General features: G+C 42.5%; 27 protein-coding genes. 24 read left to right on the forward strand and 3 right to left on the reverse strand.

Annotated features, from left to right (window positions below; translation table 11 throughout):
* Positions 1-69: 69 nt before the first annotated feature.
* Complete coding sequence (gene atpG / locus AAG747_RS01265; protein ID WP_346819302.1) at positions 70-963, forward strand: ATP synthase F1 subunit gamma; 894 nt, start codon at positions 70-72, stop codon at positions 961-963.
* 78 nt (positions 964-1,041) lie between these two features.
* Here atpG and AAG747_RS01270 read toward each other — a convergent pair whose 3' ends face one another.
* On the reverse strand, positions 1,042-1,560 hold the full coding sequence (locus AAG747_RS01270; RefSeq protein WP_346819303.1) for a hypothetical protein: 519 nt from the start codon (positions 1,558-1,560) through the stop codon (positions 1,042-1,044).
* Positions 1,561-1,635: 75 nt separating this feature from the next.
* Between AAG747_RS01270 and bshC the strand changes: the two genes are divergently transcribed.
* The 3 genes from bshC to AAG747_RS01285 all read left to right on the forward strand — a co-directional run bounded on the left by bshC (position 1,636) and on the right by AAG747_RS01285 (position 5,541).
* Entirely contained in the window at positions 1,636-3,204 is a 1,569-nt protein-coding gene (bshC, locus tag AAG747_RS01275) for a bacillithiol biosynthesis cysteine-adding enzyme BshC (protein WP_346819304.1), read from the forward strand.
* A gap of 195 nt (positions 3,205-3,399) precedes the next feature.
* The gene (locus tag AAG747_RS01280; protein ID WP_346819305.1) at positions 3,400-3,999 is read left to right on the forward strand and encodes a sterol desaturase family protein; all 600 of its coding nucleotides are present in this window, start codon (positions 3,400-3,402) and stop codon (positions 3,997-3,999) included.
* 180 nt (positions 4,000-4,179) lie between these two features.
* Complete coding sequence (locus tag AAG747_RS01285) at positions 4,180-5,541, forward strand: dipeptidase (protein WP_346819306.1); 1,362 nt, start codon at positions 4,180-4,182, stop codon at positions 5,539-5,541.
* Positions 5,542-5,611: 70 nt separating this feature from the next.
* On the opposite strand, the gene AAG747_RS01290 is transcribed toward AAG747_RS01285, so the two are convergent.
* On the reverse strand, positions 5,612-6,826 hold the full coding sequence (locus AAG747_RS01290; RefSeq protein ID WP_346819307.1) for an NAD(P)-dependent oxidoreductase: 1,215 nt from the start codon (positions 6,824-6,826) through the stop codon (positions 5,612-5,614).
* Positions 6,827-7,296: 470 nt separating this feature from the next.
* On the opposite strand from AAG747_RS01290, the gene AAG747_RS01295 reads away from it, so the two are divergent.
* The 3 genes from AAG747_RS01295 to AAG747_RS01305 all read left to right on the forward strand — a co-directional run bounded on the left by AAG747_RS01295 (position 7,297) and on the right by AAG747_RS01305 (position 10,891).
* Positions 7,297-7,716, forward strand: a complete 420-nt coding sequence (locus AAG747_RS01295; protein WP_346819308.1) for a nucleoside-diphosphate kinase — start codon at positions 7,297-7,299, stop codon at positions 7,714-7,716.
* 370 nt (positions 7,717-8,086) lie between these two features.
* On the forward strand, positions 8,087-9,517 hold the full coding sequence (locus AAG747_RS01300) for an SGNH/GDSL hydrolase family protein (RefSeq protein ID WP_346819309.1): 1,431 nt from the start codon (positions 8,087-8,089) through the stop codon (positions 9,515-9,517).
* A gap of 108 nt (positions 9,518-9,625) precedes the next feature.
* Complete coding sequence (locus AAG747_RS01305; protein WP_346819310.1) at positions 9,626-10,891, forward strand: GDSL-type esterase/lipase family protein; 1,266 nt, start codon at positions 9,626-9,628, stop codon at positions 10,889-10,891.
* A gap of 9 nt (positions 10,892-10,900) precedes the next feature.
* On the opposite strand, the gene AAG747_RS01310 is transcribed toward AAG747_RS01305, so the two are convergent.
* A complete protein-coding gene (locus AAG747_RS01310; protein ID WP_346819311.1) occupies positions 10,901-11,398 on the reverse strand; it encodes a hypothetical protein in 498 nt (165 codons plus the stop codon).
* A gap of 187 nt (positions 11,399-11,585) precedes the next feature.
* On the opposite strand from AAG747_RS01310, the gene AAG747_RS01315 reads away from it, so the two are divergent.
* The 17 genes from AAG747_RS01315 to rplO all read left to right on the forward strand — a co-directional run bounded on the left by AAG747_RS01315 (position 11,586) and on the right by rplO (position 23,411).
* On the forward strand, positions 11,586-12,344 hold the full coding sequence (locus AAG747_RS01315; protein ID WP_346819312.1) for an alpha/beta fold hydrolase: 759 nt from the start codon (positions 11,586-11,588) through the stop codon (positions 12,342-12,344).
* A gap of 186 nt (positions 12,345-12,530) precedes the next feature.
* Positions 12,531-14,636, forward strand: coding sequence for a ComEC/Rec2 family competence protein (locus AAG747_RS01320; protein ID WP_346819313.1), 2,106 nt, complete (start codon positions 12,531-12,533; stop codon positions 14,634-14,636).
* A 611-nt stretch (positions 14,637-15,247) separates the two neighbouring features.
* Positions 15,248-16,642, forward strand: coding sequence for a phosphoglucosamine mutase (gene glmM / locus AAG747_RS01325; protein WP_346819314.1), 1,395 nt, complete (start codon positions 15,248-15,250; stop codon positions 16,640-16,642).
* Between the two features lie 101 nt (positions 16,643-16,743).
* Positions 16,744-17,880 carry a cysteine desulfurase family protein gene (locus AAG747_RS01330; RefSeq protein ID WP_346819315.1) on the forward strand — a complete coding sequence of 379 codons (1,137 nt, stop codon included), beginning with the start codon at positions 16,744-16,746 and terminating at the stop codon, positions 17,878-17,880.
* A 270-nt stretch (positions 17,881-18,150) separates the two neighbouring features.
* A complete protein-coding gene (rplP, locus tag AAG747_RS01335) occupies positions 18,151-18,570 on the forward strand; it encodes a 50S ribosomal protein L16 (protein ID WP_346819316.1) in 420 nt (139 codons plus the stop codon).
* 5 nt (positions 18,571-18,575) lie between these two features.
* Positions 18,576-18,896, forward strand: a complete 321-nt coding sequence (rpmC, locus tag AAG747_RS01340) for a 50S ribosomal protein L29 (RefSeq protein ID WP_346819317.1) — start codon at positions 18,576-18,578, stop codon at positions 18,894-18,896.
* Between the two features lie 17 nt (positions 18,897-18,913).
* On the forward strand, positions 18,914-19,168 hold the full coding sequence (rpsQ, locus tag AAG747_RS01345; protein ID WP_346819318.1) for a 30S ribosomal protein S17: 255 nt from the start codon (positions 18,914-18,916) through the stop codon (positions 19,166-19,168).
* 45 nt (positions 19,169-19,213) lie between these two features.
* Complete coding sequence (gene rplN / locus AAG747_RS01350) at positions 19,214-19,582, forward strand: 50S ribosomal protein L14 (RefSeq protein WP_346819319.1); 369 nt, start codon at positions 19,214-19,216, stop codon at positions 19,580-19,582.
* 3 nt (positions 19,583-19,585) lie between these two features.
* Positions 19,586-19,921, forward strand: a complete 336-nt coding sequence (gene rplX, locus AAG747_RS01355; protein ID WP_346819320.1) for a 50S ribosomal protein L24 — start codon at positions 19,586-19,588, stop codon at positions 19,919-19,921.
* Entirely contained in the window at positions 19,921-20,472 is a 552-nt protein-coding gene (gene rplE / locus AAG747_RS01360) for a 50S ribosomal protein L5 (RefSeq protein ID WP_346819321.1), read from the forward strand. The genes rplX and rplE overlap by 1 nt, the downstream gene beginning before the upstream one ends.
* A 6-nt stretch (positions 20,473-20,478) precedes the next feature.
* A complete protein-coding gene (gene rpsN, locus AAG747_RS01365) occupies positions 20,479-20,748 on the forward strand; it encodes a 30S ribosomal protein S14 (RefSeq protein ID WP_346819322.1) in 270 nt (89 codons plus the stop codon).
* Between the two features lie 50 nt (positions 20,749-20,798).
* Entirely contained in the window at positions 20,799-21,197 is a 399-nt protein-coding gene (rpsH, locus tag AAG747_RS01370) for a 30S ribosomal protein S8 (protein WP_346819323.1), read from the forward strand.
* Positions 21,198-21,251: 54 nt separating this feature from the next.
* On the forward strand, positions 21,252-21,806 hold the full coding sequence (gene rplF, locus AAG747_RS01375; RefSeq protein WP_346819324.1) for a 50S ribosomal protein L6: 555 nt from the start codon (positions 21,252-21,254) through the stop codon (positions 21,804-21,806).
* A gap of 8 nt (positions 21,807-21,814) precedes the next feature.
* Positions 21,815-22,165, forward strand: a complete 351-nt coding sequence (gene rplR / locus AAG747_RS01380; protein ID WP_346819325.1) for a 50S ribosomal protein L18 — start codon at positions 21,815-21,817, stop codon at positions 22,163-22,165.
* Positions 22,166-22,183: 18 nt separating this feature from the next.
* The gene (gene rpsE, locus AAG747_RS01385) at positions 22,184-22,699 is read left to right on the forward strand and encodes a 30S ribosomal protein S5 (RefSeq protein ID WP_346819326.1); all 516 of its coding nucleotides are present in this window, start codon (positions 22,184-22,186) and stop codon (positions 22,697-22,699) included.
* A 16-nt stretch (positions 22,700-22,715) separates the two neighbouring features.
* Positions 22,716-22,895 (forward strand): 50S ribosomal protein L30, encoded by a 180-nt coding sequence (gene rpmD, locus AAG747_RS01390; RefSeq protein WP_346819327.1) that lies wholly within the window; start codon positions 22,716-22,718, stop codon positions 22,893-22,895.
* 69 nt (positions 22,896-22,964) lie between these two features.
* Positions 22,965-23,411, forward strand: coding sequence for a 50S ribosomal protein L15 (gene rplO / locus AAG747_RS01395; RefSeq protein WP_346819328.1), 447 nt, complete (start codon positions 22,965-22,967; stop codon positions 23,409-23,411).
* Positions 23,412-23,413 lie beyond the last annotated feature (2 nt).

A 23,413-nucleotide genomic window follows, 5' to 3' on the forward strand; every position in this document is an offset into this window, starting at 1 on the left:
CAATTAGAAATTATTTAGCAACCTGACCCTGGCCGTCAGGTTGCTTTCACATAGAATAATTTATCATCGATGGCGAGTCTTAAAGAGGTAAAAACGCGGATCAACTCGGTTATTTCCACGCAGCAAATCACAAAAGCGATGAAGATGGTGGCTGCGGCTAAGTTGAGAAGGGCTCAGGATAAAATCATTCAGTTGCGCCCTTATTCTCAAAAACTCGAAGGTATCTTGCACAATGTAGCGAGCGCTGTGGCCGGAGAACAATCCAGCAAGTATACCGAAGAAAGAGAAGTGAAAAAGGTGCTGTTAGTAGTGATTTCTTCTGACCGGGGCTTGTGCGGAAGTTTTAACTCCAACGCTATCAAACAAGCGATTAGCTTGATGGAAGGCAAATATGCTGAGCTGAACCGGCAAGGCAATGTGGAAGTAATGTGTATCGGTTCTAAAGCCCATCAGTTTTTCAGTAAGAGGGGTGATAAAGTCATTGATGAATATGTGGAGCTGTTCCACCACCTGACTTTTGATGAAGTGCGCAAAGCGGCCGAACATGTAATGTATGCATTCCGTACAGGTGAATTCGACAAAGTGGAGTTGATTTATAATGAGTTTAAGAATGTAGCTACTCAAGTGGTAAGAGCGGAAGAGTTCCTGCCATTGAAGCAAAAAGAAAGCTCATTAGATGAGACCGCTTCATCACAAGAATTAGATTATATCTTTGAGCCGAGCAAGGTGCAAATTGTAGAAGAATTGATTCCGAAAACACTGAAGATTTCTTTTTACAAAGCCTTGTTAGAATCAAATGCTTCTGAACACGGTGCTCGGATGACTTCTATGGATAAGGCAACAGACAATGCCAGCGAGCTGTTGAAAGACTTGCGCCTTACCTATAACCGTACCCGTCAGGCGGCCATTACCAAAGAAATTTTGGAAATCGTGGGTGGTGCCGAAGCATTGGCGCAAAGCTAAAATTGACTCATTCCGTAAGGTATATATTCGAGGAGCTTTTGAACAAAGCTCCTTTTTTATTTCCGGCCTTTGGGTTGTTTACTTTATCCTTTTGTACAGTGTGCAACTGTATCCATACCGCTCCGTATTTGACAGAATCGGGATACCTAGAAGGCTGAAGGTGGAAATTTTTTTATTGAACGCGCTTTGAGGTAACTCTAAGCGGGCGATTTCTTCTAACTTTGCATGTTGTAAATAATAATGAATGACCCTTTTATTCCGGGAGAGCATATGATCCGTAATGATGAGGTAATCGTAGTCGAAGAGCTCACGTTGCCGCTGTTCCCGTACTTCCAGGTCTGCGTACCAGTCCATAAACTGAAACTGTGAACCGGCTTGGGTGACAGCATAATAATACATCGGCTCTCCTACTACAAAACTGCCTGCCGGAATATTCTGTCGGATAAAGTCCTGGGAAACATGTGGGTTGCGCTGCTCCCGGCTGCTGTAAATCTGCAAGTTTTTGAGGACGTAATAACTGAAATTAAATAATCCTAATCCGCTGATTAATAGCGTGATATAGAACTTTGGTCCGAGGGTTTTTATTCTGTTAAGCAAGTGTTAAATCATTTGGGTGGCAGAACCAAAAATAGACAGGGCAACTATCTTGCAAAAGCAATCACACGATAAACTATGAAAAACGTCCCAATCTCGTTTGAAACGACCAATCAGTTTTCCAAAATTTTTCTGGATTACATACGGCAAGCAGCGCCTCTTCATGCATTTTATAATTTGCATCCAAAAATACAAAACTTTGGCGAAGTGTTGACCAAGCGTACATTCAGCCCGGAAGCCCGGCAACGTCTGCATCAAAGTTTATTGGCTCAATATGCCTCTTTAGAAGAATCTCCTAAAGAGCAAATTGACAGCTTGCTCCATGAAAACACCTTTACCGTAACTACCGGACACCAATTAAATATCTTTACCGGCCCTTTGTATTTCATCTATAAGGTGGTGACGGTAATTAACCTTGCCAAACAACTTAAAAAAGCATACCCCCAATACAATTTTGTGCCTGTGTATTGGATGGCTTCCGAAGACCATGACTTTGAAGAAATCAAGTATTTTCATTTGTTTGGTCAGCGCCATGAGTGGCAGCATCCCGACCCCAAAGGAGCCGTAGGTCATATGGACCTGCAAGGTTTGGACGAAATCCTGAACGAGGTGGAGAATTTGCCAGCCGTATTCCAAAAAGCTTATACGGAATGTAAAACCCTGGCAGAGGCCAAACGGTATTATGTGAATGCACTTTTTGGCAAACAGGGCCTTGTAGTAGTAGACGGTGACGATAAGGCCTTGAAGAGAGCCTTTGGACCTGTAATCAAAGATGATCTGCTCAACCATTCGGCAAAAGCTTTGGTAGAAAAAACAGATGAAGCCCTCCAAGCCAAAGGGTACAAAAATCAGATATTTGCCCGGGATATTAATTTCTTCTATCTGGATTGTCAATTGAGAGAACGGATCGTCAAAGACAACGGGGGAGAAGGGCATTATTATGAAGTGTTGAACAAAGACGAAAAATTGTCGGAGCAAGAACTCTTGGAGTTATTGGAGACCCACCCTGAGCGTTTCAGCCCGAATGTAGTGATGCGTCCGGTATATCAGGAAACCATCTTGCCTAATATTGCCTATATCGGAGGACCTGCCGAAATTGCCTACTGGCTACAACTAAAAGCCGTATTTGATCATTATCAGGTGGACTATCCTTTATTGGTACCCCGAAATTTTGCTTTGGTGATTAATAAATCAAGTCTGAGCCGTTTGGATAAACTAGGGTTTAAGGAAGGAGAACTTTTTCAAGAAATTCATGAATTGAAAAAACTTTACCTGGACCGCCATTCGGAAAACGCGATTGAATTGACCCGGGAAGTCGAAGCATTTCAACAGTTGTTTCAAAATGTATTAGAGAAAGCTGAACAGGTGGATAAATCTTTAGTGGGGTTTGTCGGGGCAGAAGAGAAAAAAGGCTTGAAAGCGCTGGATAATATTGCTAAACGGATGAAAAAATCCGAAGAGCGTAATCAAGAGACGGCTATGAGTCAAATTGAAAAATTAAAAGAGAAACTGTTTCCAAACGGGGGGCTACAAGAGAGGCACGACAATTTTTTGAATTTCTACCTTAATGATCCTGAGTTTATCGACAAGTTGCTGGCTACATTAGAGCCGCTCGATTTCAGGTTTCATGTACTCCGTTACGAATAAAATACAAAAAAGGGCCTAGGCCCTTTTTTGTATATATACAGTTTGTAAATGAGCAAAAAAGCGCTTGGCTCAATGATTTACTTTCGGTGATGATTAGGCTGGATCACCGCTCCCGGGAATAACTTCCCCCGATTCTCTGTATAATTTTTGGCATTTGTTATTACCTTTGTGGGCAAATTAAATTTTTAAAAAGCCATGGCAAGTACCTCAAACCAGCAAAAAGGTAAAATGTTTGAAAATCCGTTCTTGGATCGGTTGACCAGAACGCATATTTCCATTCCCTTGATCATTTTTTATGGGACTGCAATTGGAGTGATTTCCTATGCCTCGATACATCATATATTGTCTTGGTGGCAAATTGTACTGAGTTTCCTGGTAGGATTCATCTTCTTTACTTGGATAGAGTACATCGCTCACCGTTATCTGTATCATATGGAAACCGATTCGCCTGTAAAAGCGGATTTGCAGCATAAGTTACACGGGTTGCATCACGATTATCCCAATGACAAAGGGCGCTTGGCAATGCCTCCTTTTCTTGCTGCTCTGTTAGCCGTTGGTTTTTTCTATTTGTTTAATTTTATTATGGGCAGTTGGGCGTATGGGTTTTTGCCCGGTTTTATCAGTGGGTATGCAGCGTACCTGAGTGTACACTACATCGTGCATGCATTCCGTCCACCGAATAATGCGCTCAAAATCTTATGGGTGAATCACGGTATTCATCATTACAAAGCTCCGGACAAGGCTTTTGGCGTTTCTTCTCCCCTTTGGGATTACATTTACCGCACGATGCCCTAAGCTTCACTTTTGAGAGAAAAATGGAGAAATTTCTCCATAGAAAATTTGAAATCAATGTTTTACACCATAGATTAAGCCACTTCCTACAGAGTGGCTTTTTTTATAAATTGCAAATCAAATAAGCTAAAAAAAGGACAGGTACAAAGTTTCCTTTTTTTGCTTGATAAACCTAAACAACCTATGGAAAAGTTTATAGCCGAGAACAAGGAGCGCTTTATTGGCGAGTTGATCGACTTGTTAAAGATTCCTTCAGTAAGTACGGATGCCAAACACAAACCGGACGTAATCAAAACGGCAGAGTTTGTAAAAGAAAAACTATTGTCCGCGGGTGCAGATGTGGTCGAAATTTGTGAAACTGCCGGGCTTCCGATTGTCTACGGAGAAAAAATCATCGACCCGAGTTTGCCTACCGTATTGGTATACGGGCATTACGATGTACAACCGGCCGATCCTTTGGAATTGTGGAATTCGCCTCCGTTTGAGCCGGTCATCAAAGATGAAAAGATTTATGCCCGGGGAGCTTGTGACGACAAAGGCCAAATGTACATGCACGTAAAGGCTTTTGAAACGATGATGGCTACCGGTAAGCTGACCTGCAATGTGAAGTTTATGATTGAGGGAGAAGAGGAAATCGGTTCTCCGAATTTGGAAATCTATGTGAGGGAAAATCAGGATAAACTCAAAGCGGATGTGATCCTTATTTCAGATACGGGGATGCTAAGCAACGATACGCCTTCTATCACCACCGGTTTGAGAGGTTTGAGTTATGTAGAGGTAGAAGTAACCGGGCCTAAGCGGGATCTTCACTCCGGGTTATATGGAGGAGGAGTTGCCAACCCGATCAACGTGTTGTGCGAAATGATTGCTTCCCTGAAAGATGAGAACAATAAAATTACGGTGGCTGGTTTCTACGATAAAGTTGTTGAGCTATCAGAAGAAGAGCGTGCCGCCATGAATGCCGCTCCGTTTAACATTGAGGATTTCAAAGCAGATACCGGTGTACCGGAAGTGGCCGGTGAAAAGGGATATACTACTTTGGAGCATACTTCTATCCGTCCGACATTAGATGTTAACGGTATTTGGGGTGGATATATGGAAGAAGGTGCCAAAACGGTAATTGCTTCAAAAGCCTATGCCAAAATCTCTATGCGTTTGGTACCGGATCAAAACCCGGACGAAATCACCGAGCTGTTCCAAAAGCACTTTGAATCCATCGCACCGTCTACCGTAACAGTGAAAGTGAATCCTCACCATGGCGGCCGTCCGGTAGTGACTCCTACGGATTCTGTGGAATACCAAGCGGCCAGTAAGGCCTATGAGGCTACCTTTGGCAAAAAGCCGGTTCCTATGCGTGGAGGAGGAAGCATTCCGATCGTGGCAATGTTTAAAGAATTACTTGGGTTGGATTCTGTATTAATGGGCTTTGGTCTGGATACCGATGCAATCCACTCTCCGAATGAGCATTTTGGTATCTTCAACTTTATGAAAGGTATCGAAACGATTCCGTTGTTCTATCAAAACTATGCGGAATTGAAAAAGTAAAAAAACAGGGGATTGGCAATAAGCCAATCCCCTGTTTTTGCATTTTGCCTGTAATCACTTCTTCTGTTGACTACTCTTCTACAACTTCCACAAAGTCTTGTAAGTAATTATACTTTTGGGTAAGTGAGCCACTCTTGGCAATTGAAGCCCTGGCAATCATTTCTTCGCTGTCTTCTACGAGTAAGCCGTTGAGAACATTGTCGATCAGTTGGCGTCCGAAGCTTTCCGAAGCATCACGGGGCAGCTCGTTGGGCAAGTTATCCACCGCCATGACTGTAATATTACCGGGGTTGGAAAGAGGGGCTTCCACTTTTTCCGTAGCCGGGTTGTAATCATAAAGGGGTTCCTGAATGGTAGAAGGTTGCCGGGTGCTGGCTACCGAACCATCGATGTCACAGGTGATATCCGCAACGACTTTGATCCGGAAGTTTTCTTTTTTCGCCTCCTCCCGGGTAAACAATACCGGGGCATGAGGATCCCAATACGCAGCGGCAATCAACAGATCGGTAACCTCTGCGAAGCGAGCAAAATGAGAGGCATAATTTTCCGGATGTTGATAAAAATCAGCAGTGTCAAAGGGCTTGGACGCATCTTTTACCTGTGCATAATGCTCAGGGTCCAGTTGAGTATACACAGCTTCCTTAAAGGTTTTTTCCAAGTACTCTTCCGGGCTTACTTTTCGTATGCCCATGCCGTCTAAGGTTTCCATAGCTCCTTGCGATACCCGGCCACCTCCGGTCAAAGCAATCTTTACTGAAGGGAGGGATACTTTGTGAAGTTCTTGCCACATCTCTTTCATGTCAAAGCACTGGTGGGCCGGTTTTAACTCAAATAACCCGAATCGCTTACCGTAGGCCATCACCCCGTTGTAAGCCCCTACAAGCCCCGCATAACGGCCAAAAGCAATGACGCGATTTCCTGAGGCTTCTGTCAAGGTTTCGTAATCGATCAGGTGTATTTTTTTTTGAAGGATATTTTGAAGGAGTTTCCGGTTGTAAGTTTGCTTTTTAATAGTATGTGAAAAAAACAGATAAGTTTTATCAGCTATTAAATTATTGATTGGTACTTCTTTGATTCCCAGCAATATATCACAATCCTCCACTTGCTCCGTCAGTTCGATTCCCAGCGCTTCATACTCTTGGTCTTTATAGCAGCGGTTCTCACTTTTCTGGACTTTGATAGCTACAAACGGATACTTCTCCATCACTTCTTTGCACTGTTGAGGAGTGAGTGCCACACGGGTATCCACAGGTACTTTCCCTTCACGAATAATTCCTATTTTCATATTTAAAAAAATAAAATAAATGGTTTATAGTAAATGTTGCTTTGGTTTTCTCTTCTGGCCGGATGTTTCGGACAGACAGGTTTTTAGCCCGATAAAGTTGGAAAAATTAATTCAGTTTTGAAAAAAAGTAGACCGATTTGATCCGTTGCTTTTCTAACAAGTGGAAAAAAAGAAAGGGAAAGTTCTCGAAATGCGGGAAAGAAATGCCAATGTTTTGAGGTTGATTCAAGTACTTTCTATGAGAAATCTCTTTTTATTGGGATACAAGCCGCTTAACAAAATGTGAAACCGGCATGAACTTATCAAAAAATACAAGCAAAATTTCTGTTAGGTACTTTAATTCAAAAATAAACTTTTAATTTTGCGGCTGTTTAACAGGGTGTGACTATGTTTTTTATAGAAAAAAACAGCACTTTGTACAAAGCAGAAAATTGAATATTTATTTTACTTAATAAGTTGTACTGAAAATTATGGCGCAAAACAGAACATTTACCATGATTAAGCCGGATGCTTTTTCGGCTGGTAACACTGGAGCAATCTTGAAAATGATTGAAGAGGCTGGATTTAGAATCGTAGCGGCAAAAGTAACCAAGCTGACAGCAGAAAGAGCAGGGCAATTTTACGAAGTACACAAAGAAAGACCTTTCTATAACGACTTGTGTGAATATATGAGCTCCGGAGCTATTATGGCCTTGATCCTGGAAAAAGACAATGCCGTAGCAGATTTCAGAACGTTGATCGGAGCGACTAACCCGGCTGAAGCAGCTGAGGGAACTGTTCGTAAATTGTTTGCCAAATCTATCGAAGCAAACGCTATCCACGGGTCAGACTCAGATGAGAACGCTCAGCTTGAAGGAAGCTTCTTCTTCTCTAAAGACGAGGAGTTTTAATCCATCCGGATAAACGAAACTTTTGAAAAGGGTCTCGGTCAGAAGCCTAACGGGTTTCGGATCGAGATTTTTTTGTGGAAGCTGTCAACCAGTCCTGAAAATAGCGTTTGCCAAAATTACCAAACCCTCCATCCTTCACTCCCTCCATCCTTCACTCCCTCCATCCTTCACTCCTTCTACCCTTCATTCATACGGGTATAGATTTTGCGCATTGAATAGATGTTTTAATCCGCTGAATTTTCCATAATTTTTTATATAATTTTACAGATTTTTTAGACGTATCGGAGAGTGGATGGCGCCATAAAATTTGGCTGTTCGGGAAATTGACGGAAATTCGGTTTTTAAAAACTACTGAGGTAAACTTCTAACAATGGTAAAACCAAGCAGAATATTAATAATCCTTTTGTATGTGGGGGTAATGGCAGGCATTATCATGCTGGTATCACCTGGGGTTCTGGATGTATCTCCGGAATACAGCCTGAAAGTTTTTACCTGGTCGGATGCATTTGAGAATCAAAAGAAAGCCGATATCGATGCAATCCTGGCGCTTGAAAAATCACTGGACAGCCTGGATGCCGAACAAGCAGAAGACAGTGTAGCTTCTCTAGACAAAAAGCCCGAATTTAAACCTGTGGAGGTCCAGCCGGTCAAAGTGCCGATTGAATATCCCGGAGGCAATTCACAAGCCTTGGATAACTTTTATGCCTCACTCAATACATTGGCTTCTAAGAAAAACCTGATTCGTATCGTACACTATGGCGACTCCCAACTGGAAGGTGACCGGATTACCGAGTTTATCCGCAATCGCTTTCAGGCAACCTTCGGAGGCTGTGGTGTGGGAATTACCCCCATTCTGGAAATCAAAAATGCCCGTTCCACTATCTATCAGGAAGCCAGTGATAATTGGAACAAAAAACTTTGCTACGGGGTAAACCGGGGAAGTACCAAACATTCGAATTACGGGCTGTTGGGAAGTTATTTCCAATTTCCTTCTTCAGCTTGGGTGAAGTTTTCCCGCTCCAAATATTCCTATGAGCGCAATAACACTTTTGACAATATCAAACTCCTATATAAAAACACCGAAGATACGCTGGTGGTCAATTATGAATTCAATAATGCGTCTTTTGGCGGGACGGATTCGTTGACCACTCAAAATGCCTTTATGGTTCATAAAATTCCGTTTAGAGGTTCATTCAAAAACCTGAAGATGAATTTCAAAACCAACAAAGATTCGGAATTGTACGGGCTAGCCTTTGACTGTAATAGCGGAGTAGCTGTAGACAATGTGGCTTTGCGGGGAAGTTCCGGTACGGAGTTTACCAATATCAACCGGGATTATCTGAAAACCCAGTTTAGTAAGTTGAATGTGAAATTGATCATTATTCAATTCGGTGTCAACGTCATTCCTAATGTGTTGACAGACTATACGTACTACGAAAACTCTATGTACCGCCAGTTGAAGTACTTGAAATCGTTACGGCCGGATTTAAACATATTGGTAGTGGGAGTTTCGGACATGGCCCGGAAGCGAGGCCCGAAATACGAATCGTATCCTAATATCCGCTTGGTGCGGGAAGCCCAACGAAACGCGGCCTTCCGTGCAAATTGCGCATATTGGGACTTGTTTACCGCGATGGGTGGGCAAAATTCCATGATCAGCTGGGTGCATGCCAAAGCTCCTTTGGCTAACAAAGACTATACGCACTTTACCCGGAGGGGAGCAAAGTTGGTGGGAGAAATGGTATACAATGCGTTAATGGCGGATTATGCCCAGTTCCAAAAAAGGATGGCTATGAATTAAGAAGAAAAAATAGGTGCTGAAGGAATTTGTAGCTCCAAGCTTCTCATATATTTAGTTTTTTGATAATAGAATCCGGTGATGCCGAATACATTAAACGAGCCTGTTGAGATGAAAAACGTTTTACTTTTTGTCAGTAGTTGGATGCTTTGCTTGGGGGTGCCGTTCACGTTGTGGGGACAGGCGGCCGAGCCGGAGTCATTCTTTACCTCTTCGGGTAACTTCCCTTTTATCAACTATGAACGCAATGAGTTTAAAAGTTTTAGCGATTCGGCCTTGTTTCATATTTTTTCGCAATTATACTTTTTAGAAAAGCGCAATGACCGGCAGGTGCATATCATGCATCTGGGCGATTCTCATATACAGGCAGATATTTTTACCGGAGCGGTACGGGAGCAATTCCGAGCCGACAACCGGTTTCCGGTCACGGCCCGGGGGTTTGTGTTTCCCTACCGGGCGGTTCGAACCACCAACCCTTTTAATTATTATGTATCGTACACCGGAAAGTGGGAGAAAAAATGGATAGCCAGTAGCCGGCATCATAGCCAGTGGGGGCTTTCGGGAATCTCCGGGCACACCCATAGCAACGGGGCGACTATTCAGGTAAATCCCAATACAAAGGAAGAAGGTTTTGAAATCCAAAAGGTAAAAGTATTTTATACGAATGCCGACCCACAGTCATACGATGTGAATATCGAAACGAATCCCGGGAATTTTGTGTCCGGCACGATGGAAGGAGAGGGCTTCAAAGAGTTTGTCTTTCATAAGCCTCAGAATAAGGTGAAGATATTTCTGGACAAAACCGAGGCAATGCAAAATCAATTTGTGATGCAGGGAATGACCTTGGAAAGCAACCTTCCGGGCGTAACCTACAGTGCTTCCGGTGTAAACGGTGCCGATGTAAAGTCGTATTTGCGTTGTGTTGATTTTGAAAAAAATTTACAGGTATTAAATCCCGATCTGATTGTGATTTCTCTCGGAACCAATGATGCCTTTCCTTATCGCTTTGATGCGGGCTTATTTGAAGCGCATTATCGCTCTTTGTTGTCACAAATCAAGCAAGCTTTGCCAAATGTATCCATTTTGTTGACAACACCGGGAGATGGTTTCCGCAGGTCCCGCAGAAGACGTTATCCCTCTAAAAACTTCGGGATTGCTACGGAAATCGTAGTAAAACTTGCCCGGGAAATGGACTTGGCCGTTTGGGATTTTTATACCATTATGGGGGGCTACAAAGCAATTGAAACCTGGTATGAAAACGGCCTGGCCCAACGCGATAAGTTGCACCTTACCCAAAAGGGCTATCAGTTGCAAGGGCGCCTTTTTTACGAAGCTTTCGACCAGGCCTACAAACAGTTTAAAGTCAATCTAAGATAATGAACCTGTTTACAAGGTTTTGATCATCTCTTTTTTATTGATGACGATATTCAAAAGGGTAAAACTTTTGGCAGAGTCATTTTCTAACACAATGGGATGGGAGTATAAATACTCTGCCTCGTTTAATTCTTGAATATTGTCAGACAAATCCATGTCTTCCCGGTAGTTGTGTTGATAAGCCTGCCAAATGGCCGCTTCGGTTTTGTCTTGTGTGTTTTGTTCGGCGCATACCAACCTCACGGTTTGACAAATACTGTCGGCATATTGGGTAAACAGCTCACCACTGTCACAGTAGTGGGAGGTAAAGGTATGTTCGGTTAAAATTTTATTGCTGAGTTTTTTTCCTTGCTCATAGGCCCCGTTCATAATTTGGGCATCCGTTAGCTTTTTAAACTCCCTGCTTTTGATTTCCCTTTTGACCAAATCTGTATCCACATAATCCGATTGTTTGACCTGGCATCCAAACAGTAGGGTAACTGTGCAAATAAATAGGTGTATACGTGTCATTTTCAACTCAGTTAAAAGAACTAAAGCACAAAGTTAGGTATTTCACCGCTAACTGAGTAAGCGAAAGACCGATACCCGTTTTGAAATTCTGTTTGGAAAACCCTCTTCAGGCTCTTTGTCATAAATTCGCAATTATTCCTGTACATTTGGCCAAGTAAAAAAAGATTTGATCAACAAACAGATAATTATGGATTTATTCTATCGGGAACAGGGAACCGGAACGCCAATTATTATCTTGCATGGCTTTCTAGGCTCTTGCGACAATTGGCTGACCCTGGGAAAGCGTTTTGCCGAAGCTCATAAAGTATATCTGGTAGACCAACGCAATCATGGCAGGTCAGGGCATGCCGATGCATTCGATTACGATATTCTGGCAGAGGATTTAAAAGCGTTTATGGCCTTGCATGCTATTGAAAAACCGGTAATTATCGGCCACTCTATGGGAGGGAAAACAGCCATGCAATTTGCAATGAAATACCCTGATCAATTAGAAAAATTGATTGTAGTGGACATTGCGCCAAAACAGTACAAACCTCATCATCAGACAATTCTGAAAGGCTTGAACAGTATCGACCTTCAGACGCTCAAGAGCCGGGGAGAAGCTGACAAGCTGTTGAGCGGTTATATTCCGGAACTACCCGTGAGGCAATTTTTATTGAAGAATCTTTATCGAAATGATGAGGGAGGGTTTAGTTGGAGAATGAACCTGCCGGTTTTGACAGAGAAAGTAGGAAATGTAGTGGCCGTTACAGACACCGGTCAGACAGTTAACCTTCCTACACTTTTTATCAGAGGAGGAAATTCCAACTATATTCTGGATACGGATTTCGCTTTGATCCAACGTTTGTTTGCTCAGGCAACATTAACTACCATCGATGGGGCAGGTCACTGGGTGCATGCCGAAAAGCCCAATGAGTTTGTCGAGGCTGTAAATCAGTTTGTTTAAGCCGGGGATTTTTGCACAATGAAATTCCTACAGCCAATGCAGATCTGTATTGGCTGTATTTTTTTGCTCTGGATCAAGAACTTGTTGCACGTTTCGACTGATAGCCAATCAATCTTATCCTTTCCAAAGTTAGGCTTGGTGTAATGGGCATTTTGGTTTATCATTTAATATAATGCAACGATTAGGATGAAATGGGCTCCGTATGTTTTTGTCAGGTATGTAGGGTATTTGATCATCGGCATTCTCAGTTATATTCATATCCATTCCAAGTTTGCTTATGCATTGGAATTACTTCTGGCATTCGTTCTCATGTATACCTTCTGCAGGATTGTTTTTCCCAGGAGATGGCAACGCAAACAGGCTTGGGTATTTGGCTTACTTGCCGCCATGGCTTTAGTTGCAGGAGGGTACTCACTTACTCATTGGCATACGGCTTGCCATTCGCCCGGACATTTTGCTCATAAGCTTCAGACGATTACTCATTATCAAGCGGTGCTTGACAGTGAAGTGGAAGAAAAAAACAAAAGCTGGAAATGTGTGCTAAAAGTAAAAGCAGTAAAAACCGGAGGCCAATGGCAGAAAGCAAAAGGATCAGTATTGGCCTATATTGCCAAACAAGACTCAAGCAACTCGTGGCAATACGGGGATGTATTACTTGTACAAGGTACCCCTGTGGAAGTTTCTCCTCCTCTCAATCCCCACCAATTCGATTATAAAAAATACTTGGCATACCACTCCATTTATCATCAGCATTTTTTAAAACCCCATGAAACAGTGGTATTGTTGGGAAATACACCTCATCACCGGCTTTTGGCTCATTCTTACAGGCTTAGGACGTACTTTCAGAAAAAATTTGCCCAACAGTTTTCTTCCGAAAGTGCAGCAGGGGTTGCCACGGCATTGGTCTTTGGAATAAAAGAAGGTTTGGATCAGGATACTCAGCAGGCATATGCCAGTGCCGGAGCCATGCATGTATTGGCGGTTTCCGGATTGCATGTGGGAATTATCTTTTTTGTAGTAAACTTTTTATTCGGGAAATGTAAATCTACGCCCTGGGGGGCGGTTTTGTTTGCCTTTATCTCTTTGAGCTTGTTGTGGGGGTATGCCTTTATCACCGGTTTGTCTGCGTCCGTATTGAGGGCGGTCACCATGTTTACCTTTGTCATTGTGGGGCAAAGCCTTCATAGGCGCAGTAATATTTATAACACCTTGGCAGTATCGGCTTTTGTTTTGCTCTGTTTCCAGCCTTATCTGATTGTTCAAGTAGGCTTTCAGCTTTCGTATATAGCCGTAGTCGGTATAGTATATCTTCAGCCAAAGCTTGTCGGTTTATGGAAAACCGAGCGTCCGGTGTGGCGATGGATCTGGGAAATCAGTACGGTGTCTATTGCGGCTCAGATTGCCACAGCTCCTTTGAGTTTATTGTATTTCCACCAGTTTCCCACCTATTTTCTTTTTTCCAATTTAGTGGTGATCCCTGCAGCCATGTTGATTGTATGTTTGGGCTTATTGGCCGTCAGTGTCTCTTTCTTACCTTGGTTGTTTTCAGGAAGTATTTGGGTATTGGAAGCCGTGATTGCTCTACTCAATTTTTTTGTGAAAATAATTCAACAGTTGCCAGGTTCAACCATCAGTGAAATTCATATCAGTGTAGAAGAAACCTGGGTGGTATATGCCAGTATCCTGAGCCTTGTGTTGTTATTCGCTCTGCGCAAATTTAGCTATGTGGTTTGGGGAGCATTGTTGATAACATGTTTGGGGAGTTTTCAAATGTTGGAATGGCATGATCAGTTTTCCCAAAAAGTCTTTACCGTGTATCATACTCCCCGGCAAACTACCCTTTGTTTCATGGCCGGTACGGAGGCTTGGTTAATTGGTGAAGCGGATCTGTTGAAAGATCCGGAGCAATGCAGGTATTTATTTTATCAAGATTGGTATGCCAAAGGAATTCAAAAGAAGCATTATATCTGTTGGAACCAATTGGAAGAGGCCGCATTTCCTTTAGCTGTTCAAACACATGCCCAACAACTCATTAGTTGGGAAGGCAAAACTTTTCTTATCTTGCGCAAACCACTGCAACAACCCATGCAAGAAAAGGTCGATTTTCTGGTCGTCAGCCGGAAGGCTGTCAGAGATTTGACCTGGGTAAACTGTGATACTTTGATATTGGATACTTCCATTTCTCATACCCGGAGAAAATTCCTTTTGGATCAGGCTCAGGAATTGAATATTTTTGTCTACGATATCAATACACAAGGAGCTTTTGTAAAGCATTTCTTACCCGAGAAATAAATTAAGCAATTCATAATATTGAAAAACGGATCAATTGCCCGTGCAAGAGAAAAGCCCCCCTTGCGATACTGGTAAAATACAAAAGTGTGCGTCAGGCATTAAAGTAAATTACCAAATGTAGCAGGGATTCTACCCTGTATTTTTTTATTTTGAACCTTGTCAGGTGCTGAAGTGTGTTGTTAAATAGAAGAATGGGCTTGTGATAGAGCATGTATGGCAGTGAAGTGGTTTACACGTATAGTTTTTGACCGAAGATGGCATCAAAATCGACTCATCAAGGCACTTTTTGAAGAGAATAGGCAAAGCTATTGTTGAAAAAGTAACACAGAGGAGGCGTTTTTGAAACATTTTTTAGGAAAAAGAAAAAGTTTAATCCGCTTCAGCGAGTAAATCAAGTCTTTATTAGAAATTGAGCGCTTATTATCAGTGATTTACTACTTTGTCTGCCAAGTGAAATTGTGTATCTGGATAAAAGAATGAATTCCTTTATTTTAGGACGATTCGATGAGGAACTCAGCCTGTTGCTGTGTATAATTGTAAGGCAAATTCCCATTGAGCAAAAAATATTTTTTACATTTGTTTTAAATGTTTCAATCTAAACTTATAGCGAGTTGACACTAATCAAATCAATTTCAGGAATCAGGGGTACTATTGGAGGTAAATCAGGCGATACATTGTCCCCATATGATGTAGTAAAATTTGCTGCGGCTTATGGAACCTGGCTCAAACAGCAATCCGATAACAAAAAAGTGATTATAGGAAGAGATGCCCGGCAATCAGGAGAAGTGATTTCTCAGATTGTTATTTCCACATTGCGCTCGCTAGGATTGAATGTGGTAAACCTGGGCTTGTCTACTACACCTACAGTAGAGTTGGCGGTGATGCACGAAGGTGCCGCCGGAGGAATTATCCTGACTGCCAGCCATAATCCCGGAAATTGGAATGCCTTGAAATTACTGAATAGCAAGGGGGAATTTGTTTCGGCAGAAGCCAGTAAAGAGATTCTAACCTTGTCAGAATCCAATGATATTGAATTTGTCGCTTCTCAAAACATCGGGAAGCTTACCCATATGGATTATATCGATAAACATATCGAAATGATCCTGGCCATGCCGATTGTCAATGTGGAGGCTATTCGCCAAAAGAACTTCCGGGTCATTGTAGATGCGGTGAATTCTACCGGTGGAATTGCTGTGCCCCGCTTGCTCAAAGCTTTGGGAGTTGCGGAAGTAGAAGAGCTTTATTGTGATCCCAATGGAGCGTTTCCACACAATCCCGAGCCGCTTCCGGAAAATCTGACGGCGATCAGCTCTAAGATTGAGTCTGGCAATTACCACTTGGGAATTGTGGTGGACCCGGACGTAGACCGTTTGGCTTTGATATGTGAAGACGGAACACCTTTTGGCGAAGAATATACATTGGTATCAGTGGCTGATTATGTATTGAGAAAAGAAAAAGGAAATACCGTATCCAACCTTTCTTCCACCCGGGCATTGCGCGATATTACCGAAAAAGCCGGAGCCGAATATTTCGCTTCGGCCGTAGGAGAAGTGAATGTGGTAGAAGTAATGAAGGCGCAAAATGCGGTAATCGGAGGCGAAGGGAATGGGGGGGTGATTTATCCCGCATTGCACTACGGAAGAGATGCCTTGATAGGAATTGCGCTATTCTTATCCAACCTGGCGGAGTTTGAAGGTAGTACCAGCCGCTTGCGTCTGACCTATCCGAATTATACCATCTCCAAGAATAAAATCGAACTTACTCCGGACATCGATGTGGATGGAATCCTTGCAAAGATTCAGGAAAAGTATAAAGACCAACCCATTAACACGGTAGATGGCGTGAAAATCGAATTTGAAAAAGAGTGGGTACATTTAAGAAAATCCAATACCGAGCCCATCATCCGGATTTATTCGGAAGCAGATTCTCCGGCGACTTCTGAGTATTTAGCCAACAAGATTATTAGCGATATCAAGGAAATTATCGCTTTTAAAGCAGAAGAATAGCTGAAATAACCATTAGCACATAACATCAATTATTTATAGAGATGAACCATTTGCATGCACATGTGAATGGTTCATTCTTATTAACTCTTACTAAATAACATATGCGGGTTTATTTTGATAATGCGGCTACTACGCCCATGGATAAAGAGGTAATCGAGACCATTACTTCCTTTATGCAAGAACATTTCGGAAACCCTTCCTCAACACATGGATTTGGCCGGGATGCCAAAGTGCCGTTGGAAAGGGCTCGAAAACAGATTGCCCAGTACTTTCAGGTGTCTCCGTTTGAAATTTATTTCACCTCTGGAGGAACCGAAGCTGACAATATTGCCATTCACGGGGCAGTGAAAAACCTGGGGGTGAAAACTATCATTACAAGCCCCCTGGAGCATCACGCGGTATTACATACGGTAGAGCAAATGCAAAAACAGTATGATGTACAATTGAAATACGTGGACAACGATGCACAGGGAAATCTGGATTATGCACAATTGGAAAAATATCTGACAGAAAGTAAGGACGTATTAGTCTGTTTGATGCATGGCAATAATGAAATTGGCAACCTGAATGATATAGAAAAGATCGGGCAATTGTGCGAACAATACGGGGCGTATTTTCATACCGATGCGGTGCAAACCGTAGGGCATTTTCCCCTGAACTTGCAGAAAGTCAAAGCTCATTTTATGGCGGGTGCCGCTCACAAGTTTCACGGGCCTAAAGGAGCCGGCTTTTTATTTGTCCGGAAAGATGTAAAAATCGAAGCCTTAATTCACGGAGGCGGACAAGAACGGAGCATGCGCAGCGGAACGGAAAACGTACCGGGCATCATCGGGATGGCAAAGGCATTGGAGATCGCCCATACCCATATGGACGCTGACCAGGCTCATATTCAGGCCTTAAAACAACATATGGTCAAACACTTGACCGAAGTCCTGCCGGAGGTGGCCTTTAACGGGTTGTCGGCTTCTGCCGAGGACAGTTTGTATACGGTACTGAATGTTCGTTTGCCCAAAACAGCTGCTGCGGATATGTTGCTATTTAACCTTGATCTGGAAGGAGTAGCGGCATCCGGAGGAAGTGCTTGTTCGAGTGGAGCCAGTGTCGGTTCGCATGTCATCCAGCACTTGGGAGTACCAGAAGGCTCTACTTCCGTACGCTTTTCATTCAGCAAGTTCAACACGCTTGAGGAAGTGGATTATGCGGTGGAGGTTCTGAAAAAAATACTTGGTTCAACCTAGTAAGAGGAACCTGCCAAAGGAGAGCAAGTGCATCTCAGCGTTTTTTTTTAAATATTTAAAGTATAAGTTGCGTATCAATATTTTATCGCTATCTTTGCAGTCCAATTCCTAGGAAACTAGACTTGTTTGTTAGTACACAAGTCCAAGTCCTGACAGAAACCAAGTAATTATTTTTCTAGTTTAGTGGGAATTTAAAATTGCCAAGTATTAATCTTTGGTGTCAAAGAGCTTGTGTAAAGATAGCTGAGTAATATTTTATTGTAAGGAAATATGTTACAGCCAAAAAGAACAAAATTCAGAAAGAGGCAAAAAGGTAGAGTGAAAGGTATTGCTCAAAGAGGGCATACTGTAGCTTTTGGAAGCTTCGGGATTAAAGCCTTAGAACCGGGCTGGATTACTTCTCGTCAAATTGAAGCGGCTCGTATAGCACTGAATAGGTACATGAAGAGGGAGGGGCAAGTTTGGATCCGTATTTTTCCAGATAAGCCTGTAACCAAAAAACCTGCTGAAGTGCGGATGGGTAAAGGAAAGGGTTCGCCTGAGTATTGGGTGGCCACTGTAAGACCTGGTACGATCTTGTTTGAGTCTGACGGGGTCAGCAAGGAGATTGCTATGGAATCTATGCGTCTGGCGGCTCAAAAGCTTCCTATTAAAACGAAATTTGTTGTAAGAAGAGATTATATAGGATAAGCATCATGAAAAATTCTGAAATAAGAGCATTGTCTGTTGAAGAATTGAAAGAGCGAATCGCGACTTCAACCAAGAGCTTGGAGGATTTAAGGTTTGCGAATGCTATCTCGCCTATTGAGAACCCGATGCAAATCCGGGACGCGCGGAAGTTTGTAGCTCAGTTGAAGACCGAGTTGCATACCAGAACCATCGCTCAAGTGCAAGAGGCAGTTAGCAAGGGAGAGTTAACGCGGGAGAATGCCGCTGAATATTTGCAGCAAGCCAAATTACCTTCCTCAGCGAAGTTATCATTATTGAAAAAACTTATTTCCCAAGCCGGTAAATAAAATATATCCCAATCATCATGGAAAGAAATTTTAGGAAAGAAAGAGTCGGAATCGTGGTGAGCAACAAGATGCAGTCTTCGATTGTCGTCTTGGTGGAGCGGAAAGTGAAGCACCCGATCTACGGTAAGTTCATGAAGAAGACAACGAAGTTCATGGCGCATGATGCGGAGAATGCTTGCAATGTTGGGGATCAGGTGAGAATCATGGAGACTCGTCCACTCAGTAAGAACAAGCGTTGGAGATTAGTGGAGATCTTAGAAAGGGCGAAGTAATTATTATTGTAAAAAATATTCAGTCATCTTATTAATTGAATCGGGATGATACAGCAAGAATCCAGACTAAACGTAGCAGATAACAGTGGGGCCAAAGAGGTGTTGTGTATTCGCGTCTTGGGAGGTACTAAGAAGCGTTATGCCTCAGTAGGGGATAAGATTGTAGTCACTGTGAAATCTGCACTTTCTTCTAGCAATATGAAGAAAGGGACTGTTTCGAAAGCCGTCATCGTAAGGACGAAAAAAGAAATACGCAGAAAAGACGGTTCCTATATTCGCTTTGAGGATAATGCCGCCGTATTGTTGAACAACAATGACGAGCCTAGAGGAACCCGTATTTTCGGCCCGGTGGCCAGAGAGTTGCGTGAAAAGCAATTCATGAAAATTGTATCTTTAGCTCCAGAGGTATTATAAATTATGAAAAATACGAAGAAGTTTAAATTCAACATCAAGAAGGGAGATAAAGTCGAGGTGATTGCCGGAAACCATAAAGGTAAGACTGGAGAGGTGCTGGAGGTGTTGCGTGAAAAGCAACGGGTGATCGTAGAGGGAGTCAACCTGGTGACCAAGCATATCAAGCCTTCTCAGCAGAACCCAGAGGGTGGTGTGAAGAAAACTGAGGCCGGAATTCATCTGAGCAATGTGATGCTGATCGACCCTAAGACAGGGGAAAAAACCCGGGTAGGTCGCAAGCAGGATGAGAATGGTAAATTGAAAAGATTTTCTAAGAAAACTCAAGAATTTATTGACTAATGGCTCAAGCTAGATTAAAAGAGAAGTATCTCAGCGAAATCGTGCCAATGCTTAGGGAAAAGTTTGCCTACAAGTCAGTGATGCAGGTTCCTAAACTTTCCAAAGTATGTATCAATAAGGGCATTGGCGATGCTGTGGCTGACAAAAAGTTGATCGATACAGGCATTGAGGAGTTAACATTGATTGCAGGACAGAAAGCGGTGCCTACAATTGCCAGAAAGTCCATTTCAAACTTCAAATTGAGAGATGGGATGCCGATCGGTACCCGGGTGACCTTGCGTGGGGAGAAAATGTATGAGTTTTTGGACCGGTTAATTGCCATTGCCTTGCCGCGGGTACGGGACTTCCAAGGAATCAACGAGAAAGGATTTGACGGAAGAGGAAACTATACCTTAGGCGTAAAAGAGCAGATTATCTTCCCTGAAATTTCCATCGACAAAGTGAAGCGGATTTCGGGAATGGATATCACTTTCGTAACTACGGCTGAAACAGACGAAGAAAGTTACGAGCTCTTGAAAGCATTTGGAATGCCTTTCAAAAATCAAAAATAATTCGATATGGCTAAAGAATCAGTAAAAGCAAGAGAAAGAAAAAGAAAAAAGTTGGTGGCCAAATATGCTAAGAAGCGGGAGGAATTGAAAGCCAATGGCGACTGGGTTGGATTGGACAAGTTGCCGCGCAACTCTTCGAAAGTGCGTATGCACAACCGTTGCAAGCTGACGGGTCGTCCAAAAGGATATATGAGAAAATTTGGTATCTCTCGGGTTACGTTCAGAGAACTAGCCGCCCAAGGGAAGATACCAGGTGTTACAAAAGCAAGCTGGTAATTTAGAATTGATAACTTGAGTCTTCAGCGAAGGATAAAATATAAAAAGTAATGACAGATCCTATTGCAGATTATTTAACAAGAATACGGAATGCTATTAAAGCGGGCCGTAGGATTGTGGAGATTCCTGCTTCCAATGTGAAAAAGGAGATCACCAAGGTGCTGTATGATAAAGGCTTTATTCAAGGCTACAAATTTGAAGAAGGAGTGAGCTCTCAGGGCTTGATTAAAATCGCCTTGAAGTACAACCCCTCTACAAAACTTTCAGCCATAGTCAACTTAGAAAGAATCAGTAGACCTGGTTTGAGAAAGTATGCGAAGGCAGGTGAGTTGCCTCGCGTTTTGAATGGCCTGGGAATAGCTATTTTGTCCACTTCAAAAGGTGTGATGACCGACAAAGAAGCGCGTCAGCATCATGTGGGAGGTGAAGTGTTGTGTTACGTTTACTAGCCAACACCAACCTCATAAATGTAGAATAGTCTTGATCTAAAAAATATAGTTAAAATGTCAAGAATAGGAAAAAAACCGGTAGCAATTCCAGATGGCGTGACTGTGGATGTTCAAGCAGGGAATCTGGTGACTGTGAAAGGCCCCAAAGGTACTTTGTCTCAACAGGTTGATCCTGAGATGAAGATTGAGGTAGAAGGGAGCGAACTGACTATCGATAGACCGAACGAACAGAAGAAATTTAAGTCGATGCACGGTTTGTACCGCTCGCTTATTTTCAATATGGTGGAAGGGGTAACCGATGGTTATAAAAAGCAACTTGAATTGGTTGGTGTAGGTTTCCGGGCGAGTACTAAAGGCAACCTCTTAGAACTGAACCTAGGATATTCTCATAATATCTTCTTCCAGGTGCCTGAGGAGTTGACAGTCATTGCCGAGACCCAAAAAGGAAAGAACCCTACCATCACTTTGGAAGGTATTGATAAGCAGTTGATCGGATATGTGGCCGCGAAGATCAAGAGTCTGCGGAAAGTGGAGCCTTACAAAGGAAAAGGTGTTCGATTCGTTGGTGAAGTTATTAGAAGAAAAGCTGGTAAAGCTGCTGGTAAATAGAAATTGATATGGCTACTAAGAAGATATTACGAAGACTTAAAATTAAAAAAAGCATCAGGAGTAAAATTTCCGGTACTCCTGAAAGGCCTAGGCTTTCAGTTTTCAAAAGCAATACTGCTATTGTGGCCCAATTAGTAGACGATACTAAAGGCCATACTCTAGCATACATAACCTCTCGTAGCGTATCCGATGCCAAATCGGTGAATATAGAACTGTCGAGAAAGGTGGGGAGTCTTTTGGCTGAAAAAGCCAAAGAAAGCGGAATTGAAACAGTGATATTTGATAGAAACGGATATTTGTATCACGGAAAGGTAAAAGCGTTAGCAGAGGGAGCTAGAGAAGGAGGATTAAAATTCTAATTTTGTAATCATATTCTAATGAAACAGAATTTAAAAAGAATTAAAGCGAGCGAAATTGAACTACAAGAAAAAGTAGTGGCAATCAAGCGCGTAGCGAAAGTGGTAAAAGGTGGTAGACGGTTTAGCTTTTCTGCAATTGTAGTAGTAGGTGACGGAAATGGAGTTGTAGGGTACGGTTTGGGAAAAGCAAATGAGGTAACGAACGCTATTACCAAAGGGATTGATGACGCTAAAAAGAACTTAATCAAAGTTCCGGTATTAAAAGGCACTATCCCGCATGAAATGATTGGGAAATACAGTGGAGGTCATGTCTTGATCAAGCCTGCGGCTGCCGGTACAGGAGTCATTGCCGGTGGGGCAATGCGTGCCGTATTGGAATCGGCCGGTATTCATGACGTTTTGGCAAAATCAAAAGGATCGTCGAACCCTCACAACGTAGTGAAAGCGACTTTTGACGCCTTGTTAAAACTGAGAGACCCTTACACCGTAGCCCAACAAAGAGGAGTTTCCTTAAGCAAAGTATTCAACGGTTAGTCGAAAAAGAATTGTCATGGGAAAAATTAAGATCACGCAAATTCGCAGCACCATCAAACGCCCCGAAAGGCAAAAACGGACAATCGCTGCTCTAGGGCTAGGTAAAATCAACCGCTCAAAGGAAGTAGAAGCAACTCCCCAGATTCTTGGCATGGTGAATTCCGTAAGTCACCTGTTGAAAGTTGAAGAGTTGTAATATCTTTCATAACTTTGCAAATTATTGCAGGCAAAATCGTATTTTTAGATTTTGAATTTAGGAAAAGTCATGAAATTACATACATTAAAACCTGCTCAAGGTTCAACTAAGAATAATAAACGAGTAGGACGAGGACAAGGTTCCGGACGAGGTGGTACCTCTACCCGTGGACACAAAGGAGCTAAATCAAGATCAGGATATTCGAAGAAACTTGGTTTCGAAGGAGGGCAAATGCCTTTACAAAGACGAATTCCTAAATTTGGTTTTAACAATCCGAACCGGGTGGAATATGTGCCTGTGAACTTAGATGTCATCCAAAAACTTGCTGAAGAAAAAAATATTCAGAAATTTGGCATGGAAGAGTTTATCGCAAACGGATTGGTTTCCAAAAACGACAAAGTAAAAGTGTTAGGCCGGGGTGAGATTAAAGCAAGTGTAAAGGTAGAGACACATGCGATTTCCGCTTCAGCAAAAGAAAATATTGAAAAAGCAGGAGGTTCAGTAACAATTCTCTAACA

The organism is Rapidithrix thailandica (genome assembly GCF_039710355.1).
GTDB lineage: Bacteria > Bacteroidota > Bacteroidia > Cytophagales > Flammeovirgaceae > Rapidithrix > Rapidithrix thailandica.

Coding starts and splice junctions, on each gene's coding strand:
- rpsN (WP_346819322.1), top strand. CDS start 20,479: ATGGCTAAAGAATCAGTAAAAGCAAGAGAAAGAAAAAGAAAAAAGTTG.
- rpsQ (WP_346819318.1), top strand. CDS start 18,914: ATGGAAAGAAATTTTAGGAAAGAAAGAGTCGGAATCGTGGTGAGCAAC.
- AAG747_RS01310 (WP_346819311.1), bottom strand. CDS start 11,398: ATGACACGTATACACCTATTTATTTGCACAGTTACCCTACTGTTTGGA.
- atpG (WP_346819302.1), top strand. CDS start 70: ATGGCGAGTCTTAAAGAGGTAAAAACGCGGATCAACTCGGTTATTTCC.
- rpmC (WP_346819317.1), top strand. CDS start 18,576: ATGAAAAATTCTGAAATAAGAGCATTGTCTGTTGAAGAATTGAAAGAG.
- rplE (WP_346819321.1), top strand. CDS start 19,921: ATGGCTCAAGCTAGATTAAAAGAGAAGTATCTCAGCGAAATCGTGCCA.
- AAG747_RS01330 (WP_346819315.1), top strand. CDS start 16,744: ATGCGGGTTTATTTTGATAATGCGGCTACTACGCCCATGGATAAAGAG.
- rplN (WP_346819319.1), top strand. CDS start 19,214: ATGATACAGCAAGAATCCAGACTAAACGTAGCAGATAACAGTGGGGCC.
- AAG747_RS01280 (WP_346819305.1), top strand. CDS start 3,400: ATGGCAAGTACCTCAAACCAGCAAAAAGGTAAAATGTTTGAAAATCCG.
- AAG747_RS01320 (WP_346819313.1), top strand. CDS start 12,531: ATGAAATGGGCTCCGTATGTTTTTGTCAGGTATGTAGGGTATTTGATC.
- AAG747_RS01315 (WP_346819312.1), top strand. CDS start 11,586: ATGGATTTATTCTATCGGGAACAGGGAACCGGAACGCCAATTATTATC.
- rplO (WP_346819328.1), top strand. CDS start 22,965: ATGAAATTACATACATTAAAACCTGCTCAAGGTTCAACTAAGAATAAT.
- bshC (WP_346819304.1), top strand. CDS start 1,636: ATGAAAAACGTCCCAATCTCGTTTGAAACGACCAATCAGTTTTCCAAA.
- rpsE (WP_346819326.1), top strand. CDS start 22,184: ATGAAACAGAATTTAAAAAGAATTAAAGCGAGCGAAATTGAACTACAA.
- AAG747_RS01285 (WP_346819306.1), top strand. CDS start 4,180: ATGGAAAAGTTTATAGCCGAGAACAAGGAGCGCTTTATTGGCGAGTTG.
- rplR (WP_346819325.1), top strand. CDS start 21,815: ATGGCTACTAAGAAGATATTACGAAGACTTAAAATTAAAAAAAGCATC.
- AAG747_RS01305 (WP_346819310.1), top strand. CDS start 9,626: ATGAAAAACGTTTTACTTTTTGTCAGTAGTTGGATGCTTTGCTTGGGG.
- rpmD (WP_346819327.1), top strand. CDS start 22,716: ATGGGAAAAATTAAGATCACGCAAATTCGCAGCACCATCAAACGCCCC.
- rplF (WP_346819324.1), top strand. CDS start 21,252: ATGTCAAGAATAGGAAAAAAACCGGTAGCAATTCCAGATGGCGTGACT.
- AAG747_RS01290 (WP_346819307.1), bottom strand. CDS start 6,826: ATGAAAATAGGAATTATTCGTGAAGGGAAAGTACCTGTGGATACCCGT.
- rpsH (WP_346819323.1), top strand. CDS start 20,799: ATGACAGATCCTATTGCAGATTATTTAACAAGAATACGGAATGCTATT.
- rplX (WP_346819320.1), top strand. CDS start 19,586: ATGAAAAATACGAAGAAGTTTAAATTCAACATCAAGAAGGGAGATAAA.
- AAG747_RS01295 (WP_346819308.1), top strand. CDS start 7,297: ATGGCGCAAAACAGAACATTTACCATGATTAAGCCGGATGCTTTTTCG.
- AAG747_RS01300 (WP_346819309.1), top strand. CDS start 8,087: ATGGTAAAACCAAGCAGAATATTAATAATCCTTTTGTATGTGGGGGTA.
- rplP (WP_346819316.1), top strand. CDS start 18,151: ATGTTACAGCCAAAAAGAACAAAATTCAGAAAGAGGCAAAAAGGTAGA.